Here is a 26,701-nt window from a genome sequence, read left to right on the forward strand (position 1 = left end):
GTGACAGGTTGGCAAAAAGAAATTGTTGATCCTATTTGATCTTCGACAAAGTGTCGGTGACATCACCGCAACCTAACATAGAGCTACCGAAGTAAGGATTTTTCACCTCGTACTTATCTGAAAGCCAGTCGGCACCTTTGCCTTGATCAGCCATTGGGCAATGGACGGTATAGAGGTTGCCAAGGTTATCCATCCCGTGATTGCGAACGATGGTAAGGAAATTAGAACTTACGGGTTTGAAGGCCGCGCGGATACCTTTGATGTCCTTTTGCATGTCGAGATGCTTGAGGCTTTTAAGCAGTTGAGCCGTGTCAGTAGCACTGGGGAGTTTTTTGGCTTCAGCTACCAACTGTGGGATTAATTTGAGAGCGTCAATTTCATGGTCGGAGGATAATGCCTTGGCTAGCGAGAGGTAGGTTTCTTTACTAGCGGTCAATGGAGTAATCCATTTTTTATCTGTTTCTATCGGGGCAATCGGAGTGGATGAAAGGCCCATAAAACGGCGGGTTTCGTTCATCTGGTTGCGGATGAGAGCTAAGCTTGTTTTATTCGCCGGCATCGATCTGGCTATAGTGAGAGTGTTATCCAAACGCATCGAGAACTCTTTCCATAGGTCCTGATCCTTGGCTCGCAGTTGATCATATTTGATCTTACGCAGGGCATCCTGCATAGCCGTTAGATTGATGTCTGCCGCTGTGGCATCATCGAGTTCTATTGCCCATTCGAGTTTTCCGTAAGAGCGTAATACTGAGGGCCACTGGCCACTAATTTGTTTAGGTGGCGACTTAGAGGAGTGTTCCTCAAGTCCTGCATTGGGGTTCATCATTGAAGGCTTGGCTTTAATTTGTAACTCGCTGTCGAGTTTGAATGCTCCATTCGTGGCGACGAGTTCTCCCTTGTCTAGCCACCTAGAACGATGAAAAAGTCACCAGCTCTAGAGCCTAACACGATTTCACGGCCTTCAAAAATAGGTTCGTTTTCTGCGGGAAGGCGAACATAAACGACCGCGCGTTTTCCAGTCCGCAGAACCGCGGACGCTGGGACGAGAAGTGGGTTTTCGGACGGGAGGGAAGGGGCTATGAAGCCGAACTCTTCAGCCGGGATAAGTGGCATGCCACAGAGGTCGCACGAGCCTGGGCCTGATTTTACGATCTCTGGGTGCATGGGGCTGATCCACTTGCCCGCAAGATCAGCGTCGAGAACGCGGCCGTTCATCGCAACCTTTGCTTTGACTGAGGCATTGGCAAACATGCCAGGCTTGAGCAAGCGTTTTTGATTGTCCACGTTGACGCGGACTTTGACGATACGGCGCTGGGGGTCGAGCTGAGGGTCGATGAAGGCAATTCGGCCATGAAATGTTTTTCCAGGTATAGCTTCTACATTGAAGGAGACTTGTTGGGCGTAGCGCAGCCATGGAAGGTCTGACTCATAGGCTTCCATTTTTAGCCATACTGACGTGAGATCGGCAATCCCGAATAGGACATCACCTGTTTTCAGATACTGGCCTTCCTTTACGTTGAGGTTGACGACAACACCAGTTTGCGGGGCGAGTATCGTGATGTAGTTGCTCGGCTTTTCGAGTAACTCGATAGCTGCAATTTGATCATCACTGAGGTTAAGTAAGCGCATCTTTTCGCGTGCAGATTCGAGTGTGCGTAGGAGACGTTTCCGTTCAGTGGCTGATTTGGCTTTTTGCCATTCCTTTTTTGAGTGAATAAGAGTGTGCTGTGCTAATATCAGGTCAGGTGAGTAGATCTCGCCGAGAGCATCGCCTTTGCTTACCATTGTGCCTGTGAAGTCAGCATAGAGCCTGTCCAGTCTGCCGCCCATACGGGCAGTGGTGGTGACTATTTTACGTTCATCGTAATCAATCTTGCCGAACATCTGTACGTTTACATTAGCTGGCGCTTGCAGCACAGGGCTAACGCGTAGGTCTAGCAGCGCTGCTGAATCTTCGCTGATCGTAACTTTTCGTAGCCCGCCTTCATGCTTACTAACAGTGTGTGGGATGAGATTCATACCGCAGATAGGGCATGGGCCAGGCTGAGGCTGCCTTATCTGGGGGTGCATAGAGCAGGTCCAGAGTTGGGGTTCTTCTTCGTCGGCTTGTTTTACATGACCTCCATCTGATTTTTGAGACGGCTGGGCAAACCACCAACCAGCAAAGAAAAATATAAGGGGTAGTAGAATGAAGGCTGTTTTTTTAACAAAGCTTAGGATTCGGCGAAGTGTATTTTTCTTTTGCATGGAGGGAAAATTTTTAGAGGTAAATGTGAAGCAGATGAAAGGAGCCTAGAATACGATCTGGATTGGTATGCTGATGCTTGGTAAACGAGGGCAGGCGCTCATAAAGCGACTGTTAGTCAGAGTGATTGTTTTAGTGCCTGCATACAAGAGATTTCTTCAAGTTATTAGTGGCGATTCGCGCTGAAGGTCAATGTGCTGCAGAGAAGTGTTGTGATGTGATTGATCCTAGCTAAGACGCCTGAACTAGCAGAGAAAACCATTCTCATCCTGCAGCTCTGCGACAACATGATTTACTCGTTGATTCAATCGGCTAGGCAGGCACCCATTCCGTGTCCGAATGCCTTGTCCAAAGCCCGGATTTGAGATCCGTATTTCAAAATACTCCTGCTGCGCAGAATCTCCTTGGCTCGGCGGGTTAGCGACTACAATCTTTTTTCAGTGAAAGGCACGCAAGCGAACAAGCTACATTCAGGGGGGAGTATGCTCGCCGACCTCAGGCTGCTGCCGAGGCCGTTCTATCTGCTGATGGCGGGGTCGTTCATCAACCGTTTCGGACACTTCGTCATCCCGTTCCTAGCTATCTATCTACGGCAACTAGGTTTCCCGCCGGCAGTCACAGGCTACACCCTAGGGGCGTACGGTGCTGGAGGCTTCTGCGCATCGATTCTCGGCGGCTACCTCACGGACAGGATTGGCCGCAAACCGACCCTACTCATCTCGTGCTTCGGTGCTGCAGTTGCGATGATTCTCTTGGCTTTTGCAAATTCCATTCCGTCCTTCATCGCGGGCGCTTTCCTAACTGGGCTGATGACTAACCTCTACTATCCGGCCAGCAGTTCGCTGACGGCTGATCTCATCGGCAAGGAACTTCGAGTGAGGGCATTTGCCGTGCAGCGGCTGGTGATCAACCTCGCCACCGCCTGTGGTCTGATGACTGCTGGCTTGGTCGCCGCGTCGTCATTCGTCTGGCTCTTCATCGCCGATGCCGCGACCACGGTGATACTCGGCCTAATCGTTCTTTTCGGTCTCAAAAAAGGGATCGGCAGGAAGGCGAGTACGAACGCTGGATGGGGCGCCGCCCTGCCGGTGATAGCAAAGGACTGGCCCTTCCTGCGTTCGGTCGGAGCTTCTTTCCTCGTCGCTGCGGTGTTCTGGCAAACGGGGAGCACGCTGGGGCTGCAGGTCACCGGGGAGTCGGGTCTCGACGCAAAGGCCTACGGGTTCCTCCTCGGCCTGAACGGGATGATGATCGTGTTCTTTGAACTACCGCTGACTAACTGGACCCGCCGCCACGATCCGCAGAGGCTGATGGCGCTGGGTTACTCGCTGCTCGGCGGCGGGCTGGCGCTTTTGGCCTTCGGCTCGGGGCTCACTATGCTGGTGTTGGCCATTGTCGTCCTCACTATTGGGGAAATGATCTCCTCGCCGGTGGCCAGCACCTACGTGGCAAACCTCGCGCCAGACGAGATGCGCGGCCGCTACATGGGCGTGAACGGCTTCAGCTGGAATATCGCGGCCGGAGTCGGGCCGATGGCGGGACTCTGGTTGTTCGGCTCCAGCCCAGAGCTGCTCTGGGCATTCTGCGGGATCACCGGACTCGCAGCTGCCTGGCTGATCCTGATACGGGCGAAGGCCGCTGTGTGAGCCCCAACCAAGGGCGGCCCCTGATGGAGGCGTAATTGCCCTAGGCTAGTATGAGTCAACCCGTTGAGCTCAGAGGAGAGGGAGCTTGCGCCATTAATAAGTAACTATTGTGTGTCTATGAGATATGTCTCGGGTCATCACCCTCTCTCTCGACTGGATCTACGGAGCCATCAGCGTGCCAGGAGCCACCAGCGGATGGCACACGCTCTCGCACCACTCCGGAAAAAAAGACCTGCTCACCAAACTCAGCCGGATCGAAGCTGAAATCGCCCGTCAACTGAACAAGTTCCTCTCGCAGCTCGATCAAATCAAAGAGGGTGAGGGGACTCTGCTCGGTCACACCACCGTGGTCATCGGCAGCAACTTCGGTGACTCGTCCAACCACACCTGCAACAACCTCCCCACCATCATTGCCGGCGGAGGCTACCGCCATCAGCCACACACCATCCTAGAAAAACCGACGCCACTCTGCAACCTCTACCTAGAGCTCCTCCACAGGCACAACATCGATACCGGCAGCTTCGGCAGCAGCACGAAGGATCTGGGCCTACTTATAGGTTGATCACAGTACTGATTTTTCACCCTACACGAAAAAAGCATCATACGAGATCCCCACCATCTCTCTATCGCGCCAACCCTAGTCATTGCGGCTGAGTCGAGCTGGGTTCTCCAACGGAGAACTTTATACCAGCCCCGTCAAAGGCGAAGCCGCATGGCGGGGTAATCCATAACCACAGCCACGAATGGCTGAAGGCCATTTTCATACCAGCCTAGGGTGAGTGACGCAGGAACGTAACCCTAGGATACGGAAGAGATAGTTTTTCTGGCTGAAGGCCAGACTCATGCTGAGACAAAGCTGATGGATAGATGAAGTTGGCCTTCAGCCAACATACGCTTCTTTACGCTTAACCTAGGGAATGCGCGTCGCTTCTTCCCTAGGCTGGCATGAAATTCGCCGATAGCGAAACAAGCCATCCCCTTCAGTCCTTCACTATTTTGGCGCGAATGACCGCTCGGACTAACAATCTCAAAGCTATTTTTCAAACACCATAAAATGCTGCCAGGGGAGAAAGCCTTCCGTTTTGACATGCTTCAATCCAACCGCTTGCATCTCCTTGATCGACTGCGCCTCGCTCATTTTATGCAGTGGTTTGATGGGCACAGAACGATCCTCTGCGCGGTATTCTAGGAGGTAGACACGGCCACCCGGCTTAAGTGCATGCACGATGGACTGCATCATCTCGTTGGGGTGAGAAAACTCATGATAGGCATCCACCATAAATGCAGCATCCACACTTTTTGATGGCAGCTGGACGGAATTGATCTTACCGAGGTTAGACACCACATTGGTCACCCTTAAGCGCTGTGCCTTTTGGGCCAAATGGGTGACCATTTCCTGCTGGATATCCACCCCAATGACCTTTCCCTTTGGCACCAAATTCGCCAGCAAAAACGAATAATAACCTGAGCCAGATCCCACATCCACGATCAGCGCATCCGGATTAAGTTCCCGCTTCATTCCCTTCATGACACGGCTGGTGGCTTCCTCAGCTTCTCGTTCAGGACGCTCTAGCCAGCTGATGGCAGCATGCCCCATCACGTGAGAAATCTCCCGGCTCATATACACCTTGCCCGTGCCATCTCGGCTTGCCTTCTTCTTCTGATAGACATGGGGCGTAGGAGCATACGGCTCGGCTGCACCCGCCACAACTTTCTCACTCTCGTTGCTCTTTTCTTGAGAGTAAGCACCCTCCTTATCCAAATATAGGATGCCGCCTACCACCAACAGTAACAGCATCAGATGCCAAACAATCCGCTTGCGCTCGAAGAATTTCATAACCATGTCACTAGCATACATGGATTCATGATACAAACTTCCTCTGAATATCGTATTTCTAGGGCGATCAAGCTAGGGGGGGTGATAGATTTTACGAGCTTGGGGCAATGACACCCACCGTGTGGCTAGTAGCTGATGCGCCCAGGTGTTCAGCGGTAAAAAGGAAGCCTAACAGATTCTATGCGGAGTTTTGTGTCCCTATCTGCGACCCAGAGCTACATTGCAGAATGCTTGACGCTGGAAACTCTGCCAATACAGTTCAAGGAGGATACTATGAAACAATTACTAGCTCTGACAATTTTGGTATTTCTATCAAATCAGCAGGGATTGACCATGAGGTGAAGCAGAACCTAGCATTTGCCGTCAGTGGCAGAGCGGAAGTCGATGATGTCAAGATCTGGAAGCTCGCGGCAGCGAAGTGAACCAAATCGATACACCGGTCGGATGCGCTTTGTTGTTTTTCTGTGTTAAAATATTCTGAAAGTTGTGTCCCTATATTGGTCTGTGGGCAATGCCTTTTTTAAGGGAGCTCGACCCTGCATCAGCGCGGTTCGTGTCGAGGCGCAGGTCGGGTTGGCGTAAAAATTGGTAAAACGCGTACTTTGGTTGTGGAGCTTGTTTCACCAAGGGAGCCCTAGCCAACTAGTTTTAGCTTCAAAGTTCTTTTGCACCGGCCCCGGTGTTGAGCGGCCATTTTCAACGTAAGCTTTGCTTGAGGCGTAATTTTTTTGATCATGTTGGAGTCCATCAAAGACAAACTTCCCGTCTTTATTTCTCCAGCCGGTACCCAAATGCCATTTACCTACAAGACCCGTGTGGTAACCTTTTTCACGCAGTAATTCTGCAATAGTGAGTTGTTCTTCCTCTATAAGAGGCATCCCGTAAGTCCAAAGCACCTGCTTTTGAGATGTGTTCGCCAGCAATGACGCCCAGTTAGGAGCCCATAGCGTGTTGGCGTGCAAACGGCAGATGCCGAATGCGCATCGGTGAAATGCATACCCTGCCTGACTAGCGTATCAAGTTCAGGGGTTTTCATGTTACCGATCTTGTCGTTAAAGATGGATACTGAATCGTAACTCATGTCATCGGCTAAAATAAAAACGATGTTCGGCTGAGAGTTTTTAGCAGCAGATGTAGAGGCAGCCACGCATATCGTTAGAGCTAATGAAAACATGAAACTGCTAGGGGATTTCTTTATGAGTGAGGAGGTTAGATGCATTGTGTTGTGAGGAAAAGGCTGAGTAGGGGGGGAAGGTGCGATTCATGTGTCAACATCGCAAAAATGGCATTGTCCTCCTAGGTGACGCCAGCAAATTCGTGTTCCAGTATGAGGGAAACGCATTCTGTTTTGCGGCAATTTATCGCTGACCCATCTCAGCACTCAACGGCAAGCTCAAGCATTCACGAAAAAATAGCGGTTATACCGCAAATGCTCGCCAATTCTTCGTAAGCCCGAATATCAATGTACTTGTGTTTTTCTGTCGCCCAGACAGTTTATTTCAGCATCGTTCGCACGCTTGCTCCAAGCCATTAATCCTAACCATTAGTAAACATGCATCACTCTCTGAAGATCCGCAGCATTCTGCTTTCAATCCTCCTCGTTGGAGTAATCTCTCCACATCTCTGGGCTGACAGCGAAGCAAAGCGACCGAATATCATTATCATCTATGTGGATGATCTTGCGCGTGGTGATGTGGGTGCCTTCGGTTGTCCCGATCCAGGTACGGAAAATATCGACAGCTTGGCGAAGAATGGTATTCGGCTAACAAACGCCTACACGCACAATGCGCCCTGCAGCCCAAGTCGCACCTCTTTGATGATGGGCATGTACACCCAACGGTTTGGCAAATTCGGCCTCTCACGCGGCGTTCCTATTCCCAAAGACAAAGCCACAATGGCCGAGACTATGCGTGACGCCGGTTACATGACAGGCATCGTTGGCTTGGAAAAGTGGGACATCGGCAGCTGGGACCAAGGGGCACTAGATCGCGGGTTCATGGAGGCCGGCATGCACCCGCCGCGCGTCAAAGGGCGTGAGGGATTCGGTGGAGGAAAATCCTACATCGGTGCTGACGGATCCTATCTCACTGAGGTGGAAGGTGGCTATTGTGTGGATTTCATCAAGCGTCATGGCAAATCCAAGGATCCATTCTTCCTCTACTTCGTGCCTCTAGCGGTTCACATCCCTAACACAGAAGTCCCGCAAAAATACCTCGACACTCTGAACCCTAAACACCAGGGCAAATACAGCCCACGCCAATATCTGCGGGCAACACTCTATGCGCTCGATTTGCAAATCGGTGAAATGCTTAAAACATTGAAGGACATGGATATCCATGAAGAAACCCTCATTCTCTTCAGCAGCGATAATGGTGGCGATCCTCACGCAGAGCATCGTCCACTCCCTTATCGCGGCGGTAAAGGAGGCAAAAACCGCTCCAACCTGCAATGGGAAGGCAACTACCGGATGCCCACGATCGCCTGCTTCCCAGGCACCCTGCCAGCGGGCAAAAGCTATGCCGGCATGTCGAGCACCATCGATTTCTACGCCACTGCTGCAGCGCTCGCCAAAACCCCACTACCCAAACACTGCGAAGGCAAAAATTTGATGCCGTTGCTATTGGAAGAAAAGCAAGCCAACCCCGATGATATCCTGTTTTGGAACACCCACGGATCAGAGGTCACTCGGTGGAAACAATGGCGCACGGTAAAGTTCCGCAATGAGCCAGCATGGAGGTTGTATAACATCGAGAATGACCCAACCGAAACGACCAACCTCGCAGACAAGTACCCCGAGATCACCAAGACCATGATAGAGCGCTATGATGCATGGCTCGGTGAAATGGCTGACCCGGTCGCTGCGGTGAAGCCTCCAGCTGAATTATTCGAACACACGTCTCGGGGCCGCCAAGCTCGTAAACCCTTTGGTCGCGGCTGGATGACCGTGGAGAAATGGAATCTGATCAAAGACGATGTCACGCAGTGGAGTGAGTTCCACGTCCGCGAAAGAATGCAGCTTCCCGCTCCGAAGGAAACGAAATCAAAGTAGTGCTAAGCTAAACGCCCAGCTCCATTCGATTTTGCCATCAGCCACGGCAGAATCCAGCACCCTTATGCCGACGTGTTACACGCGAAAGATAGGCGCAGAGCGTCTCCGGGTTGTTATACCACTTAGCAAAACCAAAGAGACAAATGTTCTTTTTGCTGGCTTTAGGAAAATGCGCTACGCGGAAAGCTATGAGAGCTGGGCGCTTTCTTGATAAATCGGCGTTTCTCTCGGTCATGGTGCTCGCACCATTCCCTCGTCTAGCCTTGATTGATCAAAAAATCACTCCAGTATTAGTCTCTTTTGATTCACTAAGTGGTATTAGATCTTGGGAGACTAGCTTTTCTAGAAGTTGAGAAGCAGAGTGAGGTTCGGAGTGTTGCAACTGGCTAATATAGAGATGAATACAGTGTGGCTGTTTGTGTTTTTAGTATTGCTAGTCTCTCAGTGGATCAAGTAGTTCGAGACTTATTTCGCGATTGAGCCTCCAGATTCTACTGCCACACAGCAAGTCTGAGAGGTTTTGAGTGGGAGCCTGAGGAAAAAAGATGGAAAAAAATGTGACCGATGGGGTGACGGGTGGTGTTTAGCTGTGACGGTTTCTGTCCATCACGGACGGATACTCCATTTTCTGGCCCCGATCCGGCCATATAGATACACTAAAAATACCCAACTACACAAATAACGATACAATGAATCCATCCACCAAACAACCACTCTCGCCGCGCTCGCCGGCCTCGCGCTTGCCGCCGGCTCAGCCCAGGCTGCGGTGATCAGCTTCCAGGAAGGCGTTTCGCCGTCCGGTGCCTATACCCACGATGCCGTGATGATTCGCACTAAAAGTGCAGCCACTAATCAAAACGACGCCGGCTCGATCATCATCGGGCTCGCAGAAGTCGGAAATGAGAGGCTAAGAGGCTTGTTTGAATTTGATATCAGCACGATTCCTACGATAGATCTGATCGATTCAGTGACCCTGGACCTGACGACCTTGGGTACGGCGGGCATCAATAACGTGGGCGGAGGTGGAGCTCTCACCACGTTTAATATCTACACACACGCCTTCGATATCGACGAAACCACCGCGACATGGGACGTTCCGGGCGGCGGTGCTCCCGCAGGCGGAACCTTCGGCACCTTTCTCACCTCGGCCAGCTTCGATGTGGAGCAGACTAGCCAGACCCATAACTTCGGCGACTCGGCGGCTTTCCAGACCGCCGTGTCGAACGCACTCGCCGGGGATGGAATCCTCCGCCTGATCATCGCCAATAACGATGAGTCGAACCTCGGCACCCATGACTTCGCCCGATTCGTAGACAATGAGTCAGCCGGAACATCGGCTCCAAAACTGAGCGTGACTTATAGCGCCGTCCCCGAGCCCTCCACCACCGCCCTGATCGGCCTCGGTGGGCTGGCGCTGATTCTCCGCCGCCGCAAGTAAGCGGATATCTTGAAATCACTTCTTTCACAGCGCCCCGTTCCGTTTCACCGGGATGGGGCGTTTTTTTTGCCTTAGATTCATTCCTATGAACTTCAAAATGATCAATTCCCTCGCGACCGCAGCTGTTCTGCTGCTGTCTGGCGGATTTTCAGCCCATGCCCAGACCAGCGCGGATGTGATCGTTTACGGCTCCACGCCGGGCGGATTCTGCGCCGCCATCGCCGCCGCTCGCGAGGGCGCCTCGGTGATCCTTCTCGAGCCAACCGCCCACGTCGGCGGCATGAACACCGGCGGGCTGAGCTTCAGCGATTCGAACCAGATGTATCGTGACAAGTTGATGGGCCTGTTTCATGAGTGGCACCTGGGCATTCAACAGGACTACACAGGCCGCGGGGTCAGCCTGCCCTACGATGTCAATGTGAAGAACCAGACGAACTGGTCTTACGAACCTCATGTGGCATCGCGGGTTACCAATGCCATGCTCGCCGAGGCTGGCGTGACGGTCTTGACCGGGCGCTATCTCCAGTCGGTGAATAAATCCGGCGTGCGCATCACCAGCGTTGTTACGAGCAATGGCACCTATACGGGGCGCGTTTTCATTGACGGCAGTTACGAGGGCGACCTGATGGCGGCAGCGGGAGTCAGTTGGACGATCGGGCGCGAGGGTAAAGCGGACTTTGGCGAGTCGCTGGCCGGCAAACGCTATCCAAAATCCACGATGAATATCAGCGGTCTCGATGCCGGGGGCGATCCGCTGCCGCTGACCACCGGCACCGACGCCGGGCCGACGGATGACGGCGACGACAACATCATGACCTACAGCTACCGGCTCTCAATGACGACCAACGCCGAGAACAAGGTCGCGATGCCCGCCCCGACCAACTACGATCCGGCCCGCTTTGAGGTGATGCGCCGCTACGTGCAGACCCATGGGGCTGGCTCGGTGGGATTTGACCTTTACAGTGTCCCGGGAAGTAAAAGGGATGGCAACAACTCGATTGCGAAACAGTTCTCGCTCGGCTTTGTCGGTGGCGCCAAGGGCTGGGCGACGGCTGACGAGGCTGGCCGCGCCGCTATCTTCGAGGGGCACAAGCAATACACCCTAGAGTTCTATCACTTCCTCACCACCGACTCGGTGTTTACTCAGGCCCAGCGCGACAACTACGCCCAGTGGGGGCTGTGCGCCGATGAGTTCACCACCACCGGTAACTTCCCACCGCAGCTCTACGTGCGCGAGAGCCGCCGCATGCAGGGGATGTATGTCGTCACCGAGAACGACATCATCGCCAATCCAGCGAAGACCGATCCCATCATGATTTCCTCTTTCCCGATCGATTCACACGACTGCCAACGGATCGCCTACCCTGGTGGAGGAGTCCGCAACGAGGGCACCATTTATCCGGTGAAACCGGCTGGCAATTCCCGGGGCTATCCGTATCACGTCCCGTATCGTGCGATCCTGCCGGTGCCTGCCGAGTGTGACAACCTGCTGGTGCCGGTCGCGCTGTCCTGCACTCACGTCGCTATTTCCTCACTGCGTATCGAGGCAACCTGGATGTTGCTCGGGCAAAGCGCAGGTATCGCAGCGGCTCTAGCAGCCGATAAAGACGTCACCGTGCAGGACCTGCCGTATGCCAATCTGAAAACCCGCCTACTCGCCCAGGGACAAGAACTCGACCTTCCGGAGGGATTTGGCCCGGTCGAACCACCCGAACCACTCGACCCCAACACCAGCGTATTAGTCGACGATCCCGCCGCCGAGCTGGTGGGCACCTGGGGAAGCTCAACGAATTATTCTGATTATGTCGGCGACGGCTATCGCTTCGCAGGGGCGGCAGACACAGCCAACGACGGCTCCGACACGGCGACCTTCCGCTTCACCGCGCCACAGGACGGGTTCTATCGGGTTTACATGGCCTACTCCCCGCACGAAACCCGCGCCACCAACGTGCCGTTGACGGTCACCAGCGGCACTCATGTTACCGAAATTTCTGTCGATCAAACCGTGGCACTGCCGTCGGGCGGCAACATGCGTGAGGTCGGGATCGCCAGACTCATCGCCGGCCAGGAAACCGTGGTCACCATCAGCACCGTTGGGACCACCGGATTTGTCATCGTCGACGCTCTGCAGTTCTCGTTGATCAAGTTTGCCGTCAAGGAAGTCAATCACGCAGCCGACACCAACACGCTGACCCTGACCTGGGACTCGAGTCCGGGCGAGAGCTACCGCGTCGCCTACTCGCTGGATATGACCGACTGGACCAACACCCTCGACTCCGGCATCTCAGCCGACACCGGCGACACCACCACCCGTGCCTTCAACCTCGCCAGCGCAGGCATCGACACAGACCCCCGCGTCTTTTACCGGGTGGAAATGGAGTGAGTGGAGGGGATAAACTCTAAAGACCAAATGGGGATAAACTCCAAGTTTTAAACTCCAAATACTAAGTAAGACAGGCTTCGCCTGATGCAAGAAGGGAGCGTGGGCGTCCCGCCCGCTATCAACCTAAGCCCCCAACCAGGTCTTCCTTCCGTAATTTCCGTGCTTTCCGTGGTTAAAAATTGAAGTAGCAACCCAAGAAAAATTCGCAAAATTCAGACTGCCCTTCGTAGCCTCGGCGAAGTAGGGCGGTCAAAAAAAACAAAATCTCCATGTGACCCAAGGCTGAATTTCGGTATACATAAGATGTACCATGAAGCCACCGGACAAAGAATTCGTTTACCAACTCACCGACTGGCAAAACCGCCTGTTCGGTTATCTGGTTACGTCGTTGGGCAATGTACATGATGCCCATGATGTGCTGCAGGAAACCAATCTGGTGCTTTGGCGCAAAATGGACGATTTCACACCGGGCTCGAATTTTGGTGCTTGGGCTCGGAAATGTGCGTATTTCCAGGCGCTGGCATTTTTACGCGAACGGAAACGCGACCGACATTTGTTTGATGACGACTTGCTTGCCCAGTTTGCCGAGGAGTAACGGATGCAGAGCATGAAGCCGGCGATCGCATTCTGGCGATGCGTGATTGTTTATCGCGCTTGCCCGACCGGCAGCGGCAACTGATCAACCTTCGCTACAGCCAAAACCAGTCGGTCCAGCAACTCGCCAAGGATGCCGACAAAAAAGAAAGCGCGATGAAAATGATGTTGATGCGCATTCGCCAATCGCTACACACGTGTATTGATTTAAAACTGAAGAGGTAGAATGATGAAAACCGGAGGATTTGATAAAAAAGACCAGGAGCAATTGCTGATGCTGATCGCCGAGGTACTTGATGGCACCGTGGATGACGACAGTCGGGAGGCTCTCAACACCCTGCTCAAAAGCAACCCGGATGCGCGCAAGTTTTACCGAGGCCACATGGATCTGCACGCGCGCCTGCATCTCGATTACACCGGTGGGCTGGCCGCTGATGCCATGCCTGTTTCACTGCCCAAGCCCGGCACGGAATCCGTTCAGAATGGCACTTATTTTTCAAAACAACGGGGAGTTGTCGCGCCCGTGCTAGCCGTGGCTGCCTGTATCACCTTGATAGCCACCTTCGCTTGGTTTCAGCAGCCAGTAGAAACACCCGTGACCGTGGAACCAGCAGAAGCGGAATCATTTGTCACCATCAAGCAGGTGCGTGCGGCCCGCTGGGAAAGCGGGAACTTGTCGACCTCTGAGGGGGCTCGCCTGGGTACAGGGACCATGCGTCTAACCGAAGGCTTAGTGACACTCCACTTCGATTCGGGTGCAAAAGTGAATCTCGAAGCCCCCGCAGAGCTGAGCCTGATCGATGCCATGAATGTGCAATTGGTGAAGGGAACCGTGGTGGTAGATATTCCGAATTCGGCAATAGGTTTTCAGGTCAAAACTCCATCTGCGAAGGTGGTTGATTTCGGAACCCGATTCTCAGTAAGCGTCGCTCCCGGAACTGGCGGAACACGCACACAGGTTTATGAAGGACTCGTGGAAGTGCAATCGGCGTTATCCGGTGAAATCGTCAGCCTGAAAGCAGGTCAGCGTAATTCCGTGGAAAAAGGGAAACTGGGATCGGCGCAGGATGGACTGGGTGAGCCGGTCTGGCGAACGGATGATAGCCCCGACATGGATCAATCAGATTGGACCGTTATAGAATCGGCCAAAGACGCTTACATCGGCCGCGTCGAGGATCACGGGTCCGAGGTGCTTCTCTATCTAAAGAATGGCCACATCTACGAAGCTCCACACCGGAAAGCCTACCTGGGTTTTGATCTTGATGGTGTCGCACCGGAACGCATCGCGGATGCCAAGCTATCCCTTCATTTTGCACCGACCGGTTGGGGTTTGGCGTCGCATGTGCCGGACGCCACCTTCAGTGTTTACGGCTTGCTTGCCCATGACGTGCCGTGGGCTGAAGATTTACTCAACGAAAAGAATGCCCCGGCAAACGTCACGGGGAATGGTGCCGCTCTGGTGACCGCCAAGGTGCACAAACTCGGGTCGTTTGTCATCGAGCAAGGTGTGCAGCGGGGCGATTTCGGGATCGATGGAGAAAAGCTGGCAGCCTACCTGCGAGATCATGCCGGTTCAGAAATCACCCTAACCGTGGTCCGCGATACAGTTGAAACCGAGGATGCCGGCCTGGTCCACGGCTTCGCCAGTCGACGTCACCCATACTTGCCCGCACCCACGCTTTCAATCCGCTTGAACGAGGATTGATTTCGCTCGCCGTATGATCCGGTGAAGGGGTAGGATGCACCCGCCGTCCCTCATCATGGTAGGCGTGCAGAAATAGAGGTAACAACAAGAATTTATGGAGAAAAATAATCACCCAGACAACAACGACCCATCGACCGGTCGACGCAAGTTTATTCAGTACGGCCTTGCCAGCATGGCCATTGCCAGCACCACGCATGTCGCGCTCGCCCGTCGCGATGGCACCAACGTCAGCAGCGAACCCGAAGAACTCGGCACCGATCTGACCACGGACGTCGATGTCGTTGTCGTCGGAGGTGGCACCGCTGGCTCCATTGCAGCCATTCAGGCAGGACGCGCTGGAGCCAAGACCCTTCTGCTGGAACGTAGCGGCCAGCTCGGCGGCATGACTACCGTCGGCGGAGTTTGTTACCCCGGTTTGTTCGACGCATGGGGAAAGCAGATCATCGCCGGCATTGGTTGGGAACTGGTCAAGGAGTCCGTCGAACTCGACGGTGGAACACTCCCCAATTTCGCCAAGGTGCCCAAAGCCCACCATCACAACCAGGTCACCATCAACCAGTTCGTTTACTCGATTCTAGCCGAAGAGAAATGCGTCGATGCCGGAGTCGAGATCGCCTACCACGAGTTCATCCAGAATGCCAAAGCAACACCAACCGGCTGGGAGCTCAACTGCGCTGGCTTTGGCACCAACCGACGCGTCCGCTGCAAACAGATCGTCGATTGCACCGGTGGCGCCGAAGTCGTTGGCCTGCTCGGCTACAAACGCATGCGCGAGGACGAAACTCAACCTGGGTCATACCTCTTCCAGCTCGGCGGTGAGCACCGTGTCGGCCGCAAGCAGCTGCACCAGATCTACGTGCACGGCGCCGATTCCACTAATTCCCGGACCGTCACCGAAGCCAAGCTTGCCGGCCGCCAACTGGTGCTGGAAAAACTCCGTGAAGCCAAGGGCACGAAACGCCTCATGCACCTACAGCCCGAGCCAGGCTTTCGCGAGAGCTACCGCATCGTTGGCGAGACTATGATCACAGTCAACGATTACACCTCCGGAAGAAAATTCGACGACGCCATCTGCAACGCATTCTACCCAGTCGATCTCCACACAAAAACTGGTGTGCGTCCCAAACCTCTCAAACCCGGCACCGTGCCAACCATCCCACTGCGCGCCCTGATCCCGAAAGGTAGCCGCAATATCATCGTGGCCGGCCGCTGTGTTTCCAGCGACCGACTGGCCAACTCCGGCCTGCGCGTGCAAGCGCCTTGCATGGCCATGGGACAAGCGGCGGGAGTCGCAGCCGCGCTGGCAGCCAAGAAGGGGACCACCCCGCTGGAGGTGCCGCTCGCTGAAATTCACCAACTCCTAGCCAAGCACGGTGCCATCATTCCGGGCAAAGTGTGATAGCCATGAAAAAAAAAGAACCTAGGCAGCCTGCACCGCAGGTTTACTTCCCTGTTTGTCGCACTCGTTTTTCTTGTGCTGTCGGTGACAGGTGTGATCGCGTTTGTGCAGCCGTTTTCGATCGGTGTGGTGGGATTACACGCGCTCACAGGTTTCCTCTTTGTCATCTTCGCCGTCTGTCACATAGTCAACAACATCCGACCACTCAAAGGCTACCTGCACAGCAAATCCCTCTGGCTCACCCTGGTCATCACCGCCGGACTAACAGTCGTGTTTTTCAAGCAACCCGAACCCGTCAAAGCCATCCTCGGCCTCAGCGCCAACCTTGGCCCAGCGCTGGACCGATTTGAGATGAACGAGGACAGCATGGTCTACCAATACAGTCCGGCAGACGATTATAAGATGGAACTGACGATCAAGGCCGGCAAGGCCTACGATGTCAAAACCCCACCCCACATGGCGATATGGTTGGAAAATACTTCGTCTTACCATCTCAAAACCTTGTACCACAGCGAAGCGGCCGAGAATCAAACTTCGCTGCCGTATTGGCATTATAAAAAGAGCGAGTATGAGAAGTATAAAGCAGAAGCTTTGGAAATGAGCGGGGAAGAGCAGTCCGCCGATGTCGATGCCCTCAGCTCGGCCACCCCTAACGAGAGTTTTGACCCAGCTGATTACATCGTTCCCAAGGATCCCGCAAAGGAAACTCCCTATCGGCTGCTGATAGAAATTAATTTGGCGGGTGATAAAAATGCGCATTACGCAGATCAGCCATCGCTGGTGTACTCGGTCGAGGTCGATAACAAGAACCCGCGTAGCTACCAGTTGCTAGAGCTCGTCGGCTATCCAAAATCAGAGATCGAGGATGACGAAACCATCTGGTCGCTTTTTTATCCCGATGAAACGATCACCACCGCGCATGACCTCTTTGATAGCGCCTTGCTGAAGATCGAGCGGTCTGAGATCTCAAAGTGAACCGACGATGACCCGAAAATTGTTTATCGTTGCCTTGCTGCTGATTGCTGGGGTTCTCATTTTCATCAACAAGGGCGGCGACGAGGCGCCCTACCATTCGTTTCATGGAAACATCTTTGGCACCCGCTATAAGGTTCAATACCAAGCGCATAAAAAACTACATAAAAAACTAGGTCTGACCCCTAATCAGCTCAAGCAGCAGGTGGAAAATGAGTTCCAGCGTATCGATAATATCGCTTCAAGCTGGAAAGCCGATTCCGAAATCTCTCGGTTCAATCGATCCGCAGCGAAGGATGACTTCCGGCTCTCCAAGGAATTAAGCGAGATCATCGCATTGTCCGAGGAGGTGAAAGCTAGCACCGATGGCGCTTTTGATATCCATTATAGAGGGAACGAGATCGATGTTTCAGCCATCGCTAAAGGCTATGCTGTCGATCGCATTTGTGATTACTTGGGTGAGGAACTTCATATCGATGCGTTCCTCGTAGATATTGGCGGAGAAATCAAAGCCAAAGGTAAGAACGCTAAGGGAAAACTGTGGACTGTGGCCATCTATATCCCTCCGTCACACGCACACGTCAAAGGCCCGCATGTGGAGCTATCCGACACCTCGATCGCGACTTCTGGCCAGTATTTTAAACCAGATCATATTAAGCAAGCTGGCCATGGCATTTCCAATGATCTGCTATCAAGCTCAGTGATTCACCCGTCCAATGCCACAGCGGATGCACTGGCCACCGCACTTTTTGTGATGGGGAGTGAAGCTGGCCTCGCCTGGGCCAAGGAACATAAAATTCGTGCGATCTTCATCAAAACAGATGGCACGGTGATTGAGACAATGGGAGCGAAAAGATAACATGGGGAAGTGGCGTACGGTTCGGTAATCTCCCTGATCGTTGTTGGTGAAATAATTGATACCGAGAACTTGGTTAAAAGATGTTTGTTAGCTGCCGAATCTCGGTGTACTCATCACCGGAAGACCATTCCCAAGGGGGATTTTTTTATTTTAAAGGGCAAACAGATGAAGAACAAAATAATAGCAGTAATGATGCTCGCCGGCTTGGCTGCCGTCGCTGTGAACGCAGAGGAGAAACCGAACATCATTTATATTCTGGCCGATGATTTGGGCTACGGCGATTTAGGTTGTTACGGGCAACAGGTGATTCAGACACCGAACCTCGATCGCATGGCCACTGAGGGAATGCGATTTACCCGCCATTATGCCGGCAGCACGGTCTGTGGGCCGTCACGCAGTTGTATGCTGGAAGGAAAACACAGCGGGCACACCTACGTGCGTGGCAATGGCAAACTGCAAATGCGCGAAGACCCGCACGATTTAATATTTCCAAAAGCGCTGCAGCAGGCCGGTTACCACACCGCGCTGATTGGCAAGTCGGGACTCGGCTGCAATACCGATGACGCCTCGTTGCTTTTCAAAAAAGGCTTCGACTATTTCTTTGGCTTCACCTCGCACACTCAGGCGCATTGGTATTTCCCAAAGTATTTGTGGCGTAACGATGGCGGCACGGTCACCAAAGTTGAGTATCCCAAAAACACGCTGCATGATGGCGATAATTACAGCAGCGAACTCGTCGTGAACGAGGCGCTTGAGTACATTGAAAGGCAAAAGTCTGGACCATTTTTCTTGCACCTAGCCTTTCAGATTCCGCACGCCAGTCTGCGGGCGAAAGAGGAATGGAAGGCTAAATACCGGCCGATCTTGAAAGAGAAGCCGTTGCCTGCGAAAGATAAACACACTCACTATTCTTACGAGCGCGAGCCGAAAACTACCTACGCCGCGATGGTTTCATACATGGATCACAACATGGGGCTGCTGTTTGCGAAGCTCGAAGAACTGGGCATTGCCGAAAACACCCTAGTCATGTTTGCCAGTGATAATGGCGCGATGCAGGAGGGGGGGCACAAGCGTGATTCTTTCAACTCCAATGGTGATCGGCGCGGCGGCAAACGCGATATGTGGGACGGCGGCATCGCCACGCCGATGATAGCATGGTGGCCCGGAAAAATTAAGCCAGGTCAGGTCACCGACCATGTTTCAGCGTTTTGGGATATTTCGCCGACCGTGCGCGAGCTGGCCAGTGCCGAGCAACAAGCAGACACCGACGGGATATCGATGGTGCCGCTACTGCTGAGTAAAGGCGCGCAGAAAAAACATGACTATCTCTACTGGGAGTTTTTTGAGAAGGGCGGCAAACGCGCCATTCTCAAAGGTAAGTGGAAGCTGATCCTCTATAAAACTAACACCGATCTGGACCCAAAATTCGAGTTGTTCAATCTATCAAAGGACATCTCGGAGGCAAAAAATGTGGCCGGCCAATATCCAGAAATCGTTTCTGAATTACGTGACTTGATGGACAGCGCACGCACCCCAGCTGAATGTAAGACCTTCAAATTCGCCTCTGAGCGGAAATAGATTACTGGGAGGACGGTATCACTTGTCGTCCTGACCTTTGATCAGCACATTTGACTTACCGGACTCGTCGACCATTGAGAACTGACCACCCGTGATTTCCGCGAGAGATCCCATGGCATCACGTGCTGACGGGGACATCATTGCGATTGCATTAATTACAATATCTTTTTTCTTCGCTTTTTTTGCTATCTCCTCCGCAATTTGAGCAGATTTCCCACCGCAAGAACCGTCAGTCATAAAGAAGATTATGTCTGGCTGAGGCTCCATATCGAGTGCCATTTCTAAAGGAGCCTTCCAAGCCGTTCCGAAAACAAGTTTTGTCTCTTCAATAATTTCAAGTGATTTTTTTAAATTTTTGTTGGTCGCCTTTAACCAGAGAGGAGTAGGTAATTTATTGTTTTCCGTACTCCAATTGTAGGCATCCTTTCCGACCCACTGGTAGTTCTTTCCGTCGTACTTCACCTCTGCAGAATCTCTGCCATTCATTTGCAGATCACAGCCAGCAACCCATGCTGGGCCCGCAAAAAAAACGAGTTGATACTCAATTGATGCGGGTAGAGCTCCAACAGAACGAGCTAATTCAACCTTAAGTAATTCGAAACGTTTCCCTCTCATTGAGGCTGAATAATCGATCACGAAACAAATACGCTCAGCTTTGACTTTTTGATTAAAAAACGAAGCTCCGCCGCCGCCACCACTGCCCCAGCCGTCGCCATCACCCCAACCATCGCCGAAATCATCCCCATTACCAAAGTCTAGAGCAGGTTCGGTTACTTCGGTGTCAGGTACAGGTACCGCTGTTGGTGAAGCTGTATTCGAGGCAATCACCTTCGCCATTGATGAAGATGGTGCCGAGGGCTTACGCTCGACCTGATTTGTCGTCTCAGGCTTCTCTATATCCTCTGTTTCATCGACTCCAGCATTATAAGAAATAATCTCAGGCGGCCTTTTGACTTCAATAGTCAATGCTATGACAAAGAGGATCAAAAAAATCAAAAAAAGCGCAAGCACTGAAATAATCAATGCCGAAACGGTAGATGTTCTCTTCTGTGCAGCAAGAGTTGCAGCAGCCTCTGGGGTAGTTTGGGCGTGAATGGACATATTGGAATATTTTTAGTATTAGAAGGACTTAATTTTTTATATATTTAACCATGTTAGGTGCGTTGCGGACTCAATCAAGAATTGCTCTAATCATCGCCAGCGCAGCCATCACCAGTAGCGAGATGATAGAAATCAGGGCTAAACCGGATTTAGAACTGAGTTTAAAATAAGTTACTGATGAACTAGATGTGTACACACACACACACACACACACAAGGGAAGGAATATTCACATTTACACCTATCTAGAAATTGGGTAGGTTATAAATGCGTGACTAATACCATTTAGACAATAGCGTCAAAATAAGTAATTTAGTCGTTTAGGGAGATTTGATCGACTTCGAGAATCATGACACAAGCTACTCAACTTGTAGATGCATGTGCAATCTACTCTTTTCATTGATGCACTCCCGCACGAACGTAATGCTTGTAGTGAAAGGATTTGCGTTCATCGTAACCACGGCGATGATGAAAGACTCTTTTGCTGCCTCATCCGGGGCTGGACCAAAACGAAAATAGAATGAAAAAAAGTAGATCTATACTGTCCCTCATGGGGCTTATTCTGGCAATGGTCCTCCAGGTCACTGTGGCCGCGACCGATGGGGCATTGACGAATCAATGGATCAAAGAGCGGGCCAATCAATGGTACGCAGAGCAAGCCTGGATAGTCGGGTGTAATTTCATTCCCAGCACAGCAATCAACCAACTGGAGATGTGGCAGGCCGAGACCTGGGACCCGCAAACGATCGATCAAGAACTGCTGTGGGCTTCCAAGCTCGGGATGAACTCGGTCCGCGTTTCACTGCATGACTTAGCTTGGGAGGCCGATGCCGAGGGCTTGAAGAAGCGGATCGATCAGTTTTTAACAATCGCGGCGAAGTATGAAATCAAGCCGACCTTGGTTATCTTTGATGATTGCAGGAGTGTAGAAAATAGCGGTTGGTTGCAGAGTCCGGGCAATGTTGTGGTGAACGATCCGGCGCAATGGGGACGGCTTGAACGCTATGTGAAAGATATTCTCAGCACCTTTGGCAATGACCAGCGCATCCTCTTCTGGGACCTGTACAACGAGCCCGGCAACAGCGGCCAGGCGACCAAGTCACTGCCGCTTCTGAAAGCGACCTTCAAGTGGGCCCGATCTGTCAATCCGACCCAGCCGCTCAGTGTCGGGATCTGGAATGACGGCCTGAAAGAGTTGAATGATTTCCAGCTCGCTGCGTCGGACATCATCACCTTTCACCGCTACGGAATGGCTGCTGATCTTATGTCTGAGATCGAAACATTTAAGAAGCACGGACGTCCGTTACTCTGCACCATATGGCTGCGCCACGGCCACAGCGATGCGGCCACTGTCCTACCCGTCTTCAAGCAGGAAAATGTGGCTTGCTATAACTGGGGACTCGTTTCCGGAAAGGTTCAGACCATTTGGCCTTGGGGCACAAAAGAGGATGCTATCGCACCGGATTGTTGGTTCCACGCCTTGCTGCGAAATGATGGAACCCCGCACGATCCGCAAGAAGTCGAGCTATTCAGAAATATCACAGAGATTTCCGTCCGAGAGGAATCGACAGCAAGGCCATTGACCGTCGCCCATCGTGGCGTTTCAAAGTATGCGCCAGAGAATACCTTGCCGGCGTTCGAGCTAGCATGGGAGCAAGGAGCAGATGCCATTGAAGGCGATTTTCGTCTGACCAAGGACGGCCACATTGTCTGTATCCACGACCGCACAACCAGGCGAACTACCGAGATGAACCGTGTCGTAGCCGATTCCACATTGGATGAACTTCGCGCGCTTGATGCCGGAGCTTGGTTCGCGGAGGAATTCACCTCTACGTTCATTCCGACTCTGACTGAGGTTCTCGCGACAGTTCCAGCGGGCAAGAAAATCTATATCGAAGTGAAATGCGGGGCAGAGATTATTCCAGCCTTACTTGAGGACGTTAAACAATCAGGACTGAGCCATGATCAAATTGTGGTGATCTCGTTTAAACCGAATATGCTCAAGGAACTGAAGGCTGCGGCACCCGATTGGAAGATCAGTTGGCTGGTGAGTTTCAGAAAAAGTCGGCTAGGAAAGATCGCCCCGACTTACAGTGCCGTGCTAGAGACATTGGCCTCTATCCAGGCGAATGGACTCAGCACCAGTCGGAATTTTGTGGATGCCTTTTTCATCAGCCTTCTCACAGAGAAGGGGATTGGCCACCATGTCTGGACCATCGACGACGGCAAGACCGCAAAACGCTTCCAAAAACTGGGCACAAAATCTATTACCACCAATGTCCCAGAGGATATTCAGTCCGCATATCACCCCAGCCCAGTTGAGTCGGCGCCAGCCTAGCGCCCTAATACCACTTAGACTCTTTTCAAACTCTAAGTGGTCATTCACGTCAAAATAGTGAATGGCTGAAGGGAATGGCTTATTTCGCTATCGGCGAATCTAATACCAGCCTAGGGAAGAAGCGACGCGCATTCCCTAGGTTAAGCGTAAAGAAGCGTATGTTGGCTGAAGGCCAACTTCATCTATCCATCAGCTTTGTCTCAGCATGAGTCTGGCCTTCAGCCAGAAAAACATCTCTCTATCCTATCCTAGGGTTACGTTCCTGCGTCACTCACCCTAGCTGGTATGAAAATGGCCTTCAGCCAATCGTGATCATAACGAGTATTCTGAAAATATTGAGTGTCTACATCAGCACGCTGAATTTCTTATTTTGACGCGAATGTCTAAGTGGTATCACGCTACACGACAATTTTCAGATCAAGAACCTACCCACCATTGAGGGCGTAGCCACGGTACTTGTCGAGTAGCTAGTAGTGAGTAGTGAGCTATACTTCGCGCCATGTTTTGGGATTTCCACTCCAAGGGTGGGCATAATACTTAACACGTAAAACGTAACACCACTAGGCGCTGAAAGGACCCCTCTCAATCTCAGAGTTCGTTCTCAATTGGACAAATCTTGATGCGCATCAGTATAGCATTTGTGAATCAACACTCAAGGTGGCTATCATTGGATAGCTAATCAGCACCTTGCTACCTGTCGGACTCTAGTTTTTTTTCATGCTAGCTACTCGCTACTACCTACTGGCTACTACATAGAGACGCCGAAAGCGCTCTTGTACGACAGGCAGGAGCACAGCTTAAAAATTGTCGTGTAGTGTGAAGTGGTATAAGAAGTAAACGCGTGACGTTGGTCTCCCGTTCGCCCGCTTGACTGGGATCAGGGATCAAGACGGTTGCTCGAGTAAAGCTGCCAGTTGCCGTCCTCGAAGATCTCAATATCGAGGGTGAGGCCTTCCTCGGGTAGTGGCCCGTCGGGGTAAAGTACGACGCTGAGACCGGCGGCACCCTCTACCAATGGGAGCAATGGATTTCCTTTGCCGTCGCTGCTAGTGAATATCTGGTCTCCTTGGTCGAGCAACGAACCATTGCCCTGCCCGTCGATGGCCAGCGGTGTGCCGTCGAGCAGATAAACTTCGACTCGGGTTTTTTGCGAACAGACAAAACGCAGCGGTGGCGAGGCCGGAGAGTCAATCTTGGTGACGTAGTGGAGATGCATGGGCACTCCGTAGAAAGGATTGGTCCTGTAACCTCCGGCTTGGATGATCGCTCCAGTGACACCACTTTCGGGAGCTTCGATCGAGACGGTGGCCACGGTAGCCGGATCACTATTCTGTTGGCTCCAACTGAAACGAAGCTCGGCTTCTTTGTTCGTCTTGGCCGAACCACGGATATGGATAACGTAATAAGTGCCGGGACCTATGGTAAGTGGTAGTTCCTTGTCACCGGCCTCGGTGGCAGGTAGAAGGGTGGCGAAGATATCTCCTGAGTCATCATCCATCGCAAGAGAAACGGGCGGTCCGCTCACGTGGAGGCGTCCAGCTTGCGATTGATCTCCTGGATTGGCGAGGCTGAGGTAGCTCGTCCAGGGCACGTTTGTTAAAGGGATGACCACCGAACGCTGAGGCTGGAGGTCAATTTCTGGGGCGCGGGCAGGTGTCTCGACGACGGACCTGTGACTCAGATCGCCTAGATGCTTGTTGGCCTCTTTGGCTCGACTCGGAGCAATCCGCCCTTTAGCAAGCAAGATGCGGGCCTCTTTGGCCACGGTGGCCGAGCCGGCTTCGTCGCCCAGGCGGTGAAGCAGAGAAGCAGAGAAGCAGAGAAGCAGAGAAGCAGAGAAGCAGAGAAGCAGAGAAGCAAGCTTCGCTAGATCGACAGGTAATCGGTAGAACAGGTCGAAGGCTCTCGAAAGCCGTACAACTTCGCGGCGCATCATAAGTGCCTCACTATCGCGCCCTCTGGCTTGGAGAAAATCCGCGTAGTCGCTGTACAAAGAGCACTCAGAAAGCTTATGGCCGTTTTTACGATGCAGCTTCAGCAGGTCCACGAGTTCCTGCTCCACTCCTTCGACGCGTCCGGAATCGAGCCAGTGCCGAACTCGGACCGAGCGGGCGTACTGAGATCCTTCGGCTACCAATGTATTGAGCAGGGCTTCAGCTTCACCGGTTCGGCCGGTGTGGAGCAAGGCCTTGGCCAGTGAGACTTTCGCTGACTTGTGGCCAGCTTCCGAAACATGTCGGTTTGTCTTTGCCCTTACGACGAACTCGCCAAGTCGGTCGACGATATCGTCGGGCGCTTGATCTAGGTAGCGGAGGATGCCGAGGGTGATTCGAGAACAACCAAGATACGTCTGTCCATGCGGAGCGGCGATTGCCTCGTCGGTCATGACGAGAGCCTCTTTGTAGAATCCCATATTCACTTGAATCAAACTAATTGACTCAGTGACCCCAAACCATTGGTGCGCGTATTCACCCACGGGCTGTCCAGTTTTCTTGCTGGTCGCCCAATCGCGGACCCAGACGAGCCATTCTATCCCCTCACGCCAGCGTCCAGCGTTGTAGTTCAAATGGCCGAAGTTAGCGAACGCTCCGGCTCAATGATATGAAAACGATTGGGGCGATTCCGTGGCGGAAGACCGCCAGCAACTTCCTTGGGGGAAGGCAGAGTGGCGGGCATCTGGCGATGGCGCACCTCAGGTAAACAAGAAATCGCCGGACCAAGATCAGGATAGGAGTCCAGATCCATTCGATGGCCACTCAATCGCTGAGCTTCTTCCCAGATCGCCATGACCTCTGCAAATCGACCAAAGCGACCGGATCGGCTAAGGGTGGTGCAGAGGTTTGATATGATTTCAGATGCCTCTTTATAGTTGCGCTCTTCGTAGGCCACGGTGAAAGCAACGTCGTTGAGCCTAGAGGCCCAGGCCCCATCCACACGGCCACTACGGACTTGGGCTTCCCGCCATGTGTAGGAGAACAAGTTGCGGAAGTTTCCGTAATTTCCGGCACGTTCCCGCATCTTCTCTCCGAGGTAAGCAATGGCCACGGCATCGCTCTTTTTCTCACGCAGCTCGAGGGTGGTGGCCATGGTGACCTGAGGCGTCAGATGCTTCGGCTTCTCTTCAGTCCGGGGTGCTTCGGCATAAATCGAGCCAACCCCAACGCCAACGAGTAGGCAGAGAAGAACCAGAAGGCGGGACGTATTGAAAGATAGTGGGCAGCTCATTGTATCAATTGTTCACTAAAAACTTTTGGAGGCTTCCGCTTCGGCCACCATTTCTTTAATCGCCTTTTCCATTCTATCTCCGCGCAAGCCTTTGTGTTTAATCACACCATTGTGGTCGATCAAATAAAGTGTCGGCCAGCCCCTCACCCCCCAAGTCGTAGAAATTTTTCCGCCAGCCTGTTCGTTGGTGAAATTTCTCCAAATCGTGGTGCCGTCTTTAACCAGCTCCTTGAGGCGATCTTTACTATCACTATTAACTCCGACAATAGAGAAAGGACGTCCTTTGAGTTCCTTTACGAGCGACCGCTCGTGAGGAAGCATGGCCCTAGAAGG

The 26,701-nt window shown here is 52.6% G+C and carries 25 protein-coding genes; 15 read left to right on the plus strand and 10 right to left on the minus strand.

Going from position 1 to position 26,701, the window contains the following annotated elements:
• Window positions 1–31: 31 nt before the first annotated feature.
• On the minus strand, window positions 32–826 hold the full coding sequence (locus BSZ32_RS11560) for a DUF3347 domain-containing protein (RefSeq protein WP_105043557.1): 795 nt from the start codon (window positions 824–826) through the stop codon (window positions 32–34).
• 74 nt (window positions 827–900) lie between these two features.
• Window positions 901–2,247 carry a heavy metal-binding domain-containing protein gene (locus tag BSZ32_RS11565; protein WP_105043558.1) on the minus strand — a complete coding sequence of 449 codons (1,347 nt, stop codon included), beginning with the start codon at window positions 2,245–2,247 and terminating at the stop codon, window positions 901–903.
• 480 nt (window positions 2,248–2,727) lie between these two features.
• Here BSZ32_RS11565 and BSZ32_RS11570 point away from each other — a divergent pair, with 480 nt between their 5' ends.
• Together BSZ32_RS11570 and BSZ32_RS11575 are read left to right on the plus strand one after the other, a co-directional pair.
• A complete protein-coding gene (locus BSZ32_RS11570; RefSeq protein ID WP_129589729.1) occupies window positions 2,728–3,891 on the plus strand; it encodes an MDR family MFS transporter in 1,164 nt (387 codons plus the stop codon).
• A 124-nt stretch (window positions 3,892–4,015) separates the two neighbouring features.
• Window positions 4,016–4,453, plus strand: coding sequence for a hypothetical protein (locus BSZ32_RS11575; RefSeq protein ID WP_105043560.1), 438 nt, complete (start codon window positions 4,016–4,018; stop codon window positions 4,451–4,453).
• A gap of 278 nt (window positions 4,454–4,731) precedes the next feature.
• Here BSZ32_RS11575 and BSZ32_RS19375 read toward each other — a convergent pair whose 3' ends face one another.
• Both BSZ32_RS19375 and BSZ32_RS11580 read right to left on the minus strand, forming a co-directional pair.
• A complete protein-coding gene (locus BSZ32_RS19375) occupies window positions 4,732–4,935 on the minus strand; it encodes a hypothetical protein (RefSeq protein WP_129589730.1) in 204 nt (67 codons plus the stop codon).
• Window positions 4,925–5,728, minus strand: a complete 804-nt coding sequence (locus BSZ32_RS11580; RefSeq protein WP_206018824.1) for a class I SAM-dependent methyltransferase — start codon at window positions 5,726–5,728, stop codon at window positions 4,925–4,927. The genes BSZ32_RS19375 and BSZ32_RS11580 overlap by 11 nt, the downstream gene beginning before the upstream one ends.
• Window positions 5,729–5,955: 227 nt before the next feature.
• Between BSZ32_RS11580 and BSZ32_RS11585 the strand changes: the two genes are divergently transcribed.
• Window positions 5,956–6,150, plus strand: coding sequence for a hypothetical protein (locus BSZ32_RS11585; protein WP_105043561.1), 195 nt, complete (start codon window positions 5,956–5,958; stop codon window positions 6,148–6,150).
• Window positions 6,151–6,348: 198 nt separating this feature from the next.
• Here the strand turns inward: BSZ32_RS11585 and BSZ32_RS19380 are convergent, their stop codons facing one another.
• Window positions 6,349–6,606 (minus strand): sulfatase-like hydrolase/transferase, encoded by a 258-nt coding sequence (locus BSZ32_RS19380; RefSeq protein ID WP_206018825.1) that lies wholly within the window; start codon window positions 6,604–6,606, stop codon window positions 6,349–6,351.
• Entirely contained in the window at window positions 6,594–6,947 is a 354-nt protein-coding gene (locus BSZ32_RS20370; protein ID WP_343125946.1) for a sulfatase-like hydrolase/transferase, read from the minus strand. The genes BSZ32_RS19380 and BSZ32_RS20370 overlap by 13 nt, the downstream gene beginning before the upstream one ends.
• 333 nt (window positions 6,948–7,280) lie before the next feature.
• On the opposite strand from BSZ32_RS20370, the gene BSZ32_RS11595 reads away from it, so the two are divergent.
• From BSZ32_RS11595 to BSZ32_RS11640, 10 genes are all read left to right on the plus strand, one after another.
• Window positions 7,281–8,777: a sulfatase family protein gene (locus tag BSZ32_RS11595; protein WP_105043562.1), complete on the plus strand. Its 1,497-nt coding sequence runs from the start codon at window positions 7,281–7,283 to the stop codon at window positions 8,775–8,777.
• 766 nt (window positions 8,778–9,543) lie between these two features.
• Window positions 9,544–10,215: a PEP-CTERM sorting domain-containing protein gene (locus BSZ32_RS11600; protein ID WP_105043563.1), complete on the plus strand. Its 672-nt coding sequence runs from the start codon at window positions 9,544–9,546 to the stop codon at window positions 10,213–10,215.
• 85 nt (window positions 10,216–10,300) lie between these two features.
• On the plus strand, window positions 10,301–12,598 hold the full coding sequence (locus BSZ32_RS11605) for an FAD-dependent oxidoreductase (RefSeq protein WP_206018827.1): 2,298 nt from the start codon (window positions 10,301–10,303) through the stop codon (window positions 12,596–12,598).
• 310 nt (window positions 12,599–12,908) lie between these two features.
• The gene (locus BSZ32_RS11610; protein ID WP_105043564.1) at window positions 12,909–13,193 is read left to right on the plus strand and encodes a sigma factor; all 285 of its coding nucleotides are present in this window, start codon (window positions 12,909–12,911) and stop codon (window positions 13,191–13,193) included.
• 38 nt (window positions 13,194–13,231) lie between these two features.
• Entirely contained in the window at window positions 13,232–13,417 is a 186-nt protein-coding gene (locus BSZ32_RS11615; protein WP_105043565.1) for a sigma factor-like helix-turn-helix DNA-binding protein, read from the plus strand.
• Between the two features lies 1 nt (window position 13,418).
• Window positions 13,419–14,897, plus strand: coding sequence for a FecR domain-containing protein (locus BSZ32_RS11620; protein WP_105043566.1), 1,479 nt, complete (start codon window positions 13,419–13,421; stop codon window positions 14,895–14,897).
• 94 nt (window positions 14,898–14,991) lie between these two features.
• On the plus strand, window positions 14,992–16,296 hold the full coding sequence (locus BSZ32_RS11625) for an FAD-dependent oxidoreductase (RefSeq protein WP_105043567.1): 1,305 nt from the start codon (window positions 14,992–14,994) through the stop codon (window positions 16,294–16,296).
• Window positions 16,297–16,401: 105 nt separating this feature from the next.
• Window positions 16,402–17,271: a hypothetical protein gene (locus tag BSZ32_RS11630; RefSeq protein ID WP_165788804.1), complete on the plus strand. Its 870-nt coding sequence runs from the start codon at window positions 16,402–16,404 to the stop codon at window positions 17,269–17,271.
• Between the two features lie 7 nt (window positions 17,272–17,278).
• On the plus strand, window positions 17,279–18,127 hold the full coding sequence (locus BSZ32_RS11635; protein WP_105043569.1) for an FAD:protein FMN transferase: 849 nt from the start codon (window positions 17,279–17,281) through the stop codon (window positions 18,125–18,127).
• A 165-nt stretch (window positions 18,128–18,292) separates the two neighbouring features.
• Complete coding sequence (locus tag BSZ32_RS11640) at window positions 18,293–19,705, plus strand: arylsulfatase (RefSeq protein ID WP_165788805.1); 1,413 nt, start codon at window positions 18,293–18,295, stop codon at window positions 19,703–19,705.
• An 18-nt stretch (window positions 19,706–19,723) separates the two neighbouring features.
• On the opposite strand, the gene BSZ32_RS11645 is transcribed toward BSZ32_RS11640, so the two are convergent.
• Entirely contained in the window at window positions 19,724–20,806 is a 1,083-nt protein-coding gene (locus BSZ32_RS11645) for a vWA domain-containing protein (RefSeq protein ID WP_105043571.1), read from the minus strand.
• A gap of 519 nt (window positions 20,807–21,325) precedes the next feature.
• On the opposite strand from BSZ32_RS11645, the gene BSZ32_RS18880 reads away from it, so the two are divergent.
• Window positions 21,326–23,143, plus strand: a complete 1,818-nt coding sequence (locus BSZ32_RS18880; protein WP_165788806.1) for a glycerophosphodiester phosphodiesterase family protein — start codon at window positions 21,326–21,328, stop codon at window positions 23,141–23,143.
• 74 nt (window positions 23,144–23,217) lie between these two features.
• Window positions 23,218–23,352 (plus strand): hypothetical protein, encoded by a 135-nt coding sequence (locus BSZ32_RS20130; RefSeq protein ID WP_276308432.1) that lies wholly within the window; start codon window positions 23,218–23,220, stop codon window positions 23,350–23,352.
• A 668-nt stretch (window positions 23,353–24,020) separates the two neighbouring features.
• Here BSZ32_RS20130 and BSZ32_RS11655 read toward each other — a convergent pair.
• The 3 genes from BSZ32_RS11655 to BSZ32_RS20230 are packed head-to-tail and all read right to left on the minus strand — an operon-like array spanning window position 24,021 to window position 26,689.
• Window positions 24,021–25,709, minus strand: a complete 1,689-nt coding sequence (locus BSZ32_RS11655) for a hypothetical protein (protein ID WP_105043572.1) — start codon at window positions 25,707–25,709, stop codon at window positions 24,021–24,023.
• Window positions 25,706–26,368, minus strand: coding sequence for a hypothetical protein (locus tag BSZ32_RS11660; protein ID WP_105043573.1), 663 nt, complete (start codon window positions 26,366–26,368; stop codon window positions 25,706–25,708). Before BSZ32_RS11660 ends, BSZ32_RS11655 begins: the two co-directional genes overlap by 4 nt.
• A gap of 15 nt (window positions 26,369–26,383) precedes the next feature.
• Window positions 26,384–26,689: a peroxiredoxin family protein gene (locus tag BSZ32_RS20230; RefSeq protein ID WP_105043574.1), complete on the minus strand. Its 306-nt coding sequence runs from the start codon at window positions 26,687–26,689 to the stop codon at window positions 26,384–26,386.
• Window positions 26,690–26,701: the final 12 nt, after the last annotated feature.

Origin of the sequence: Rubritalea profundi (assembly GCF_002954445.1) — a bacterium.
Taxonomy (GTDB): Bacteria; Verrucomicrobiota; Verrucomicrobiia; order Verrucomicrobiales; family Akkermansiaceae; genus Rubritalea; species Rubritalea profundi.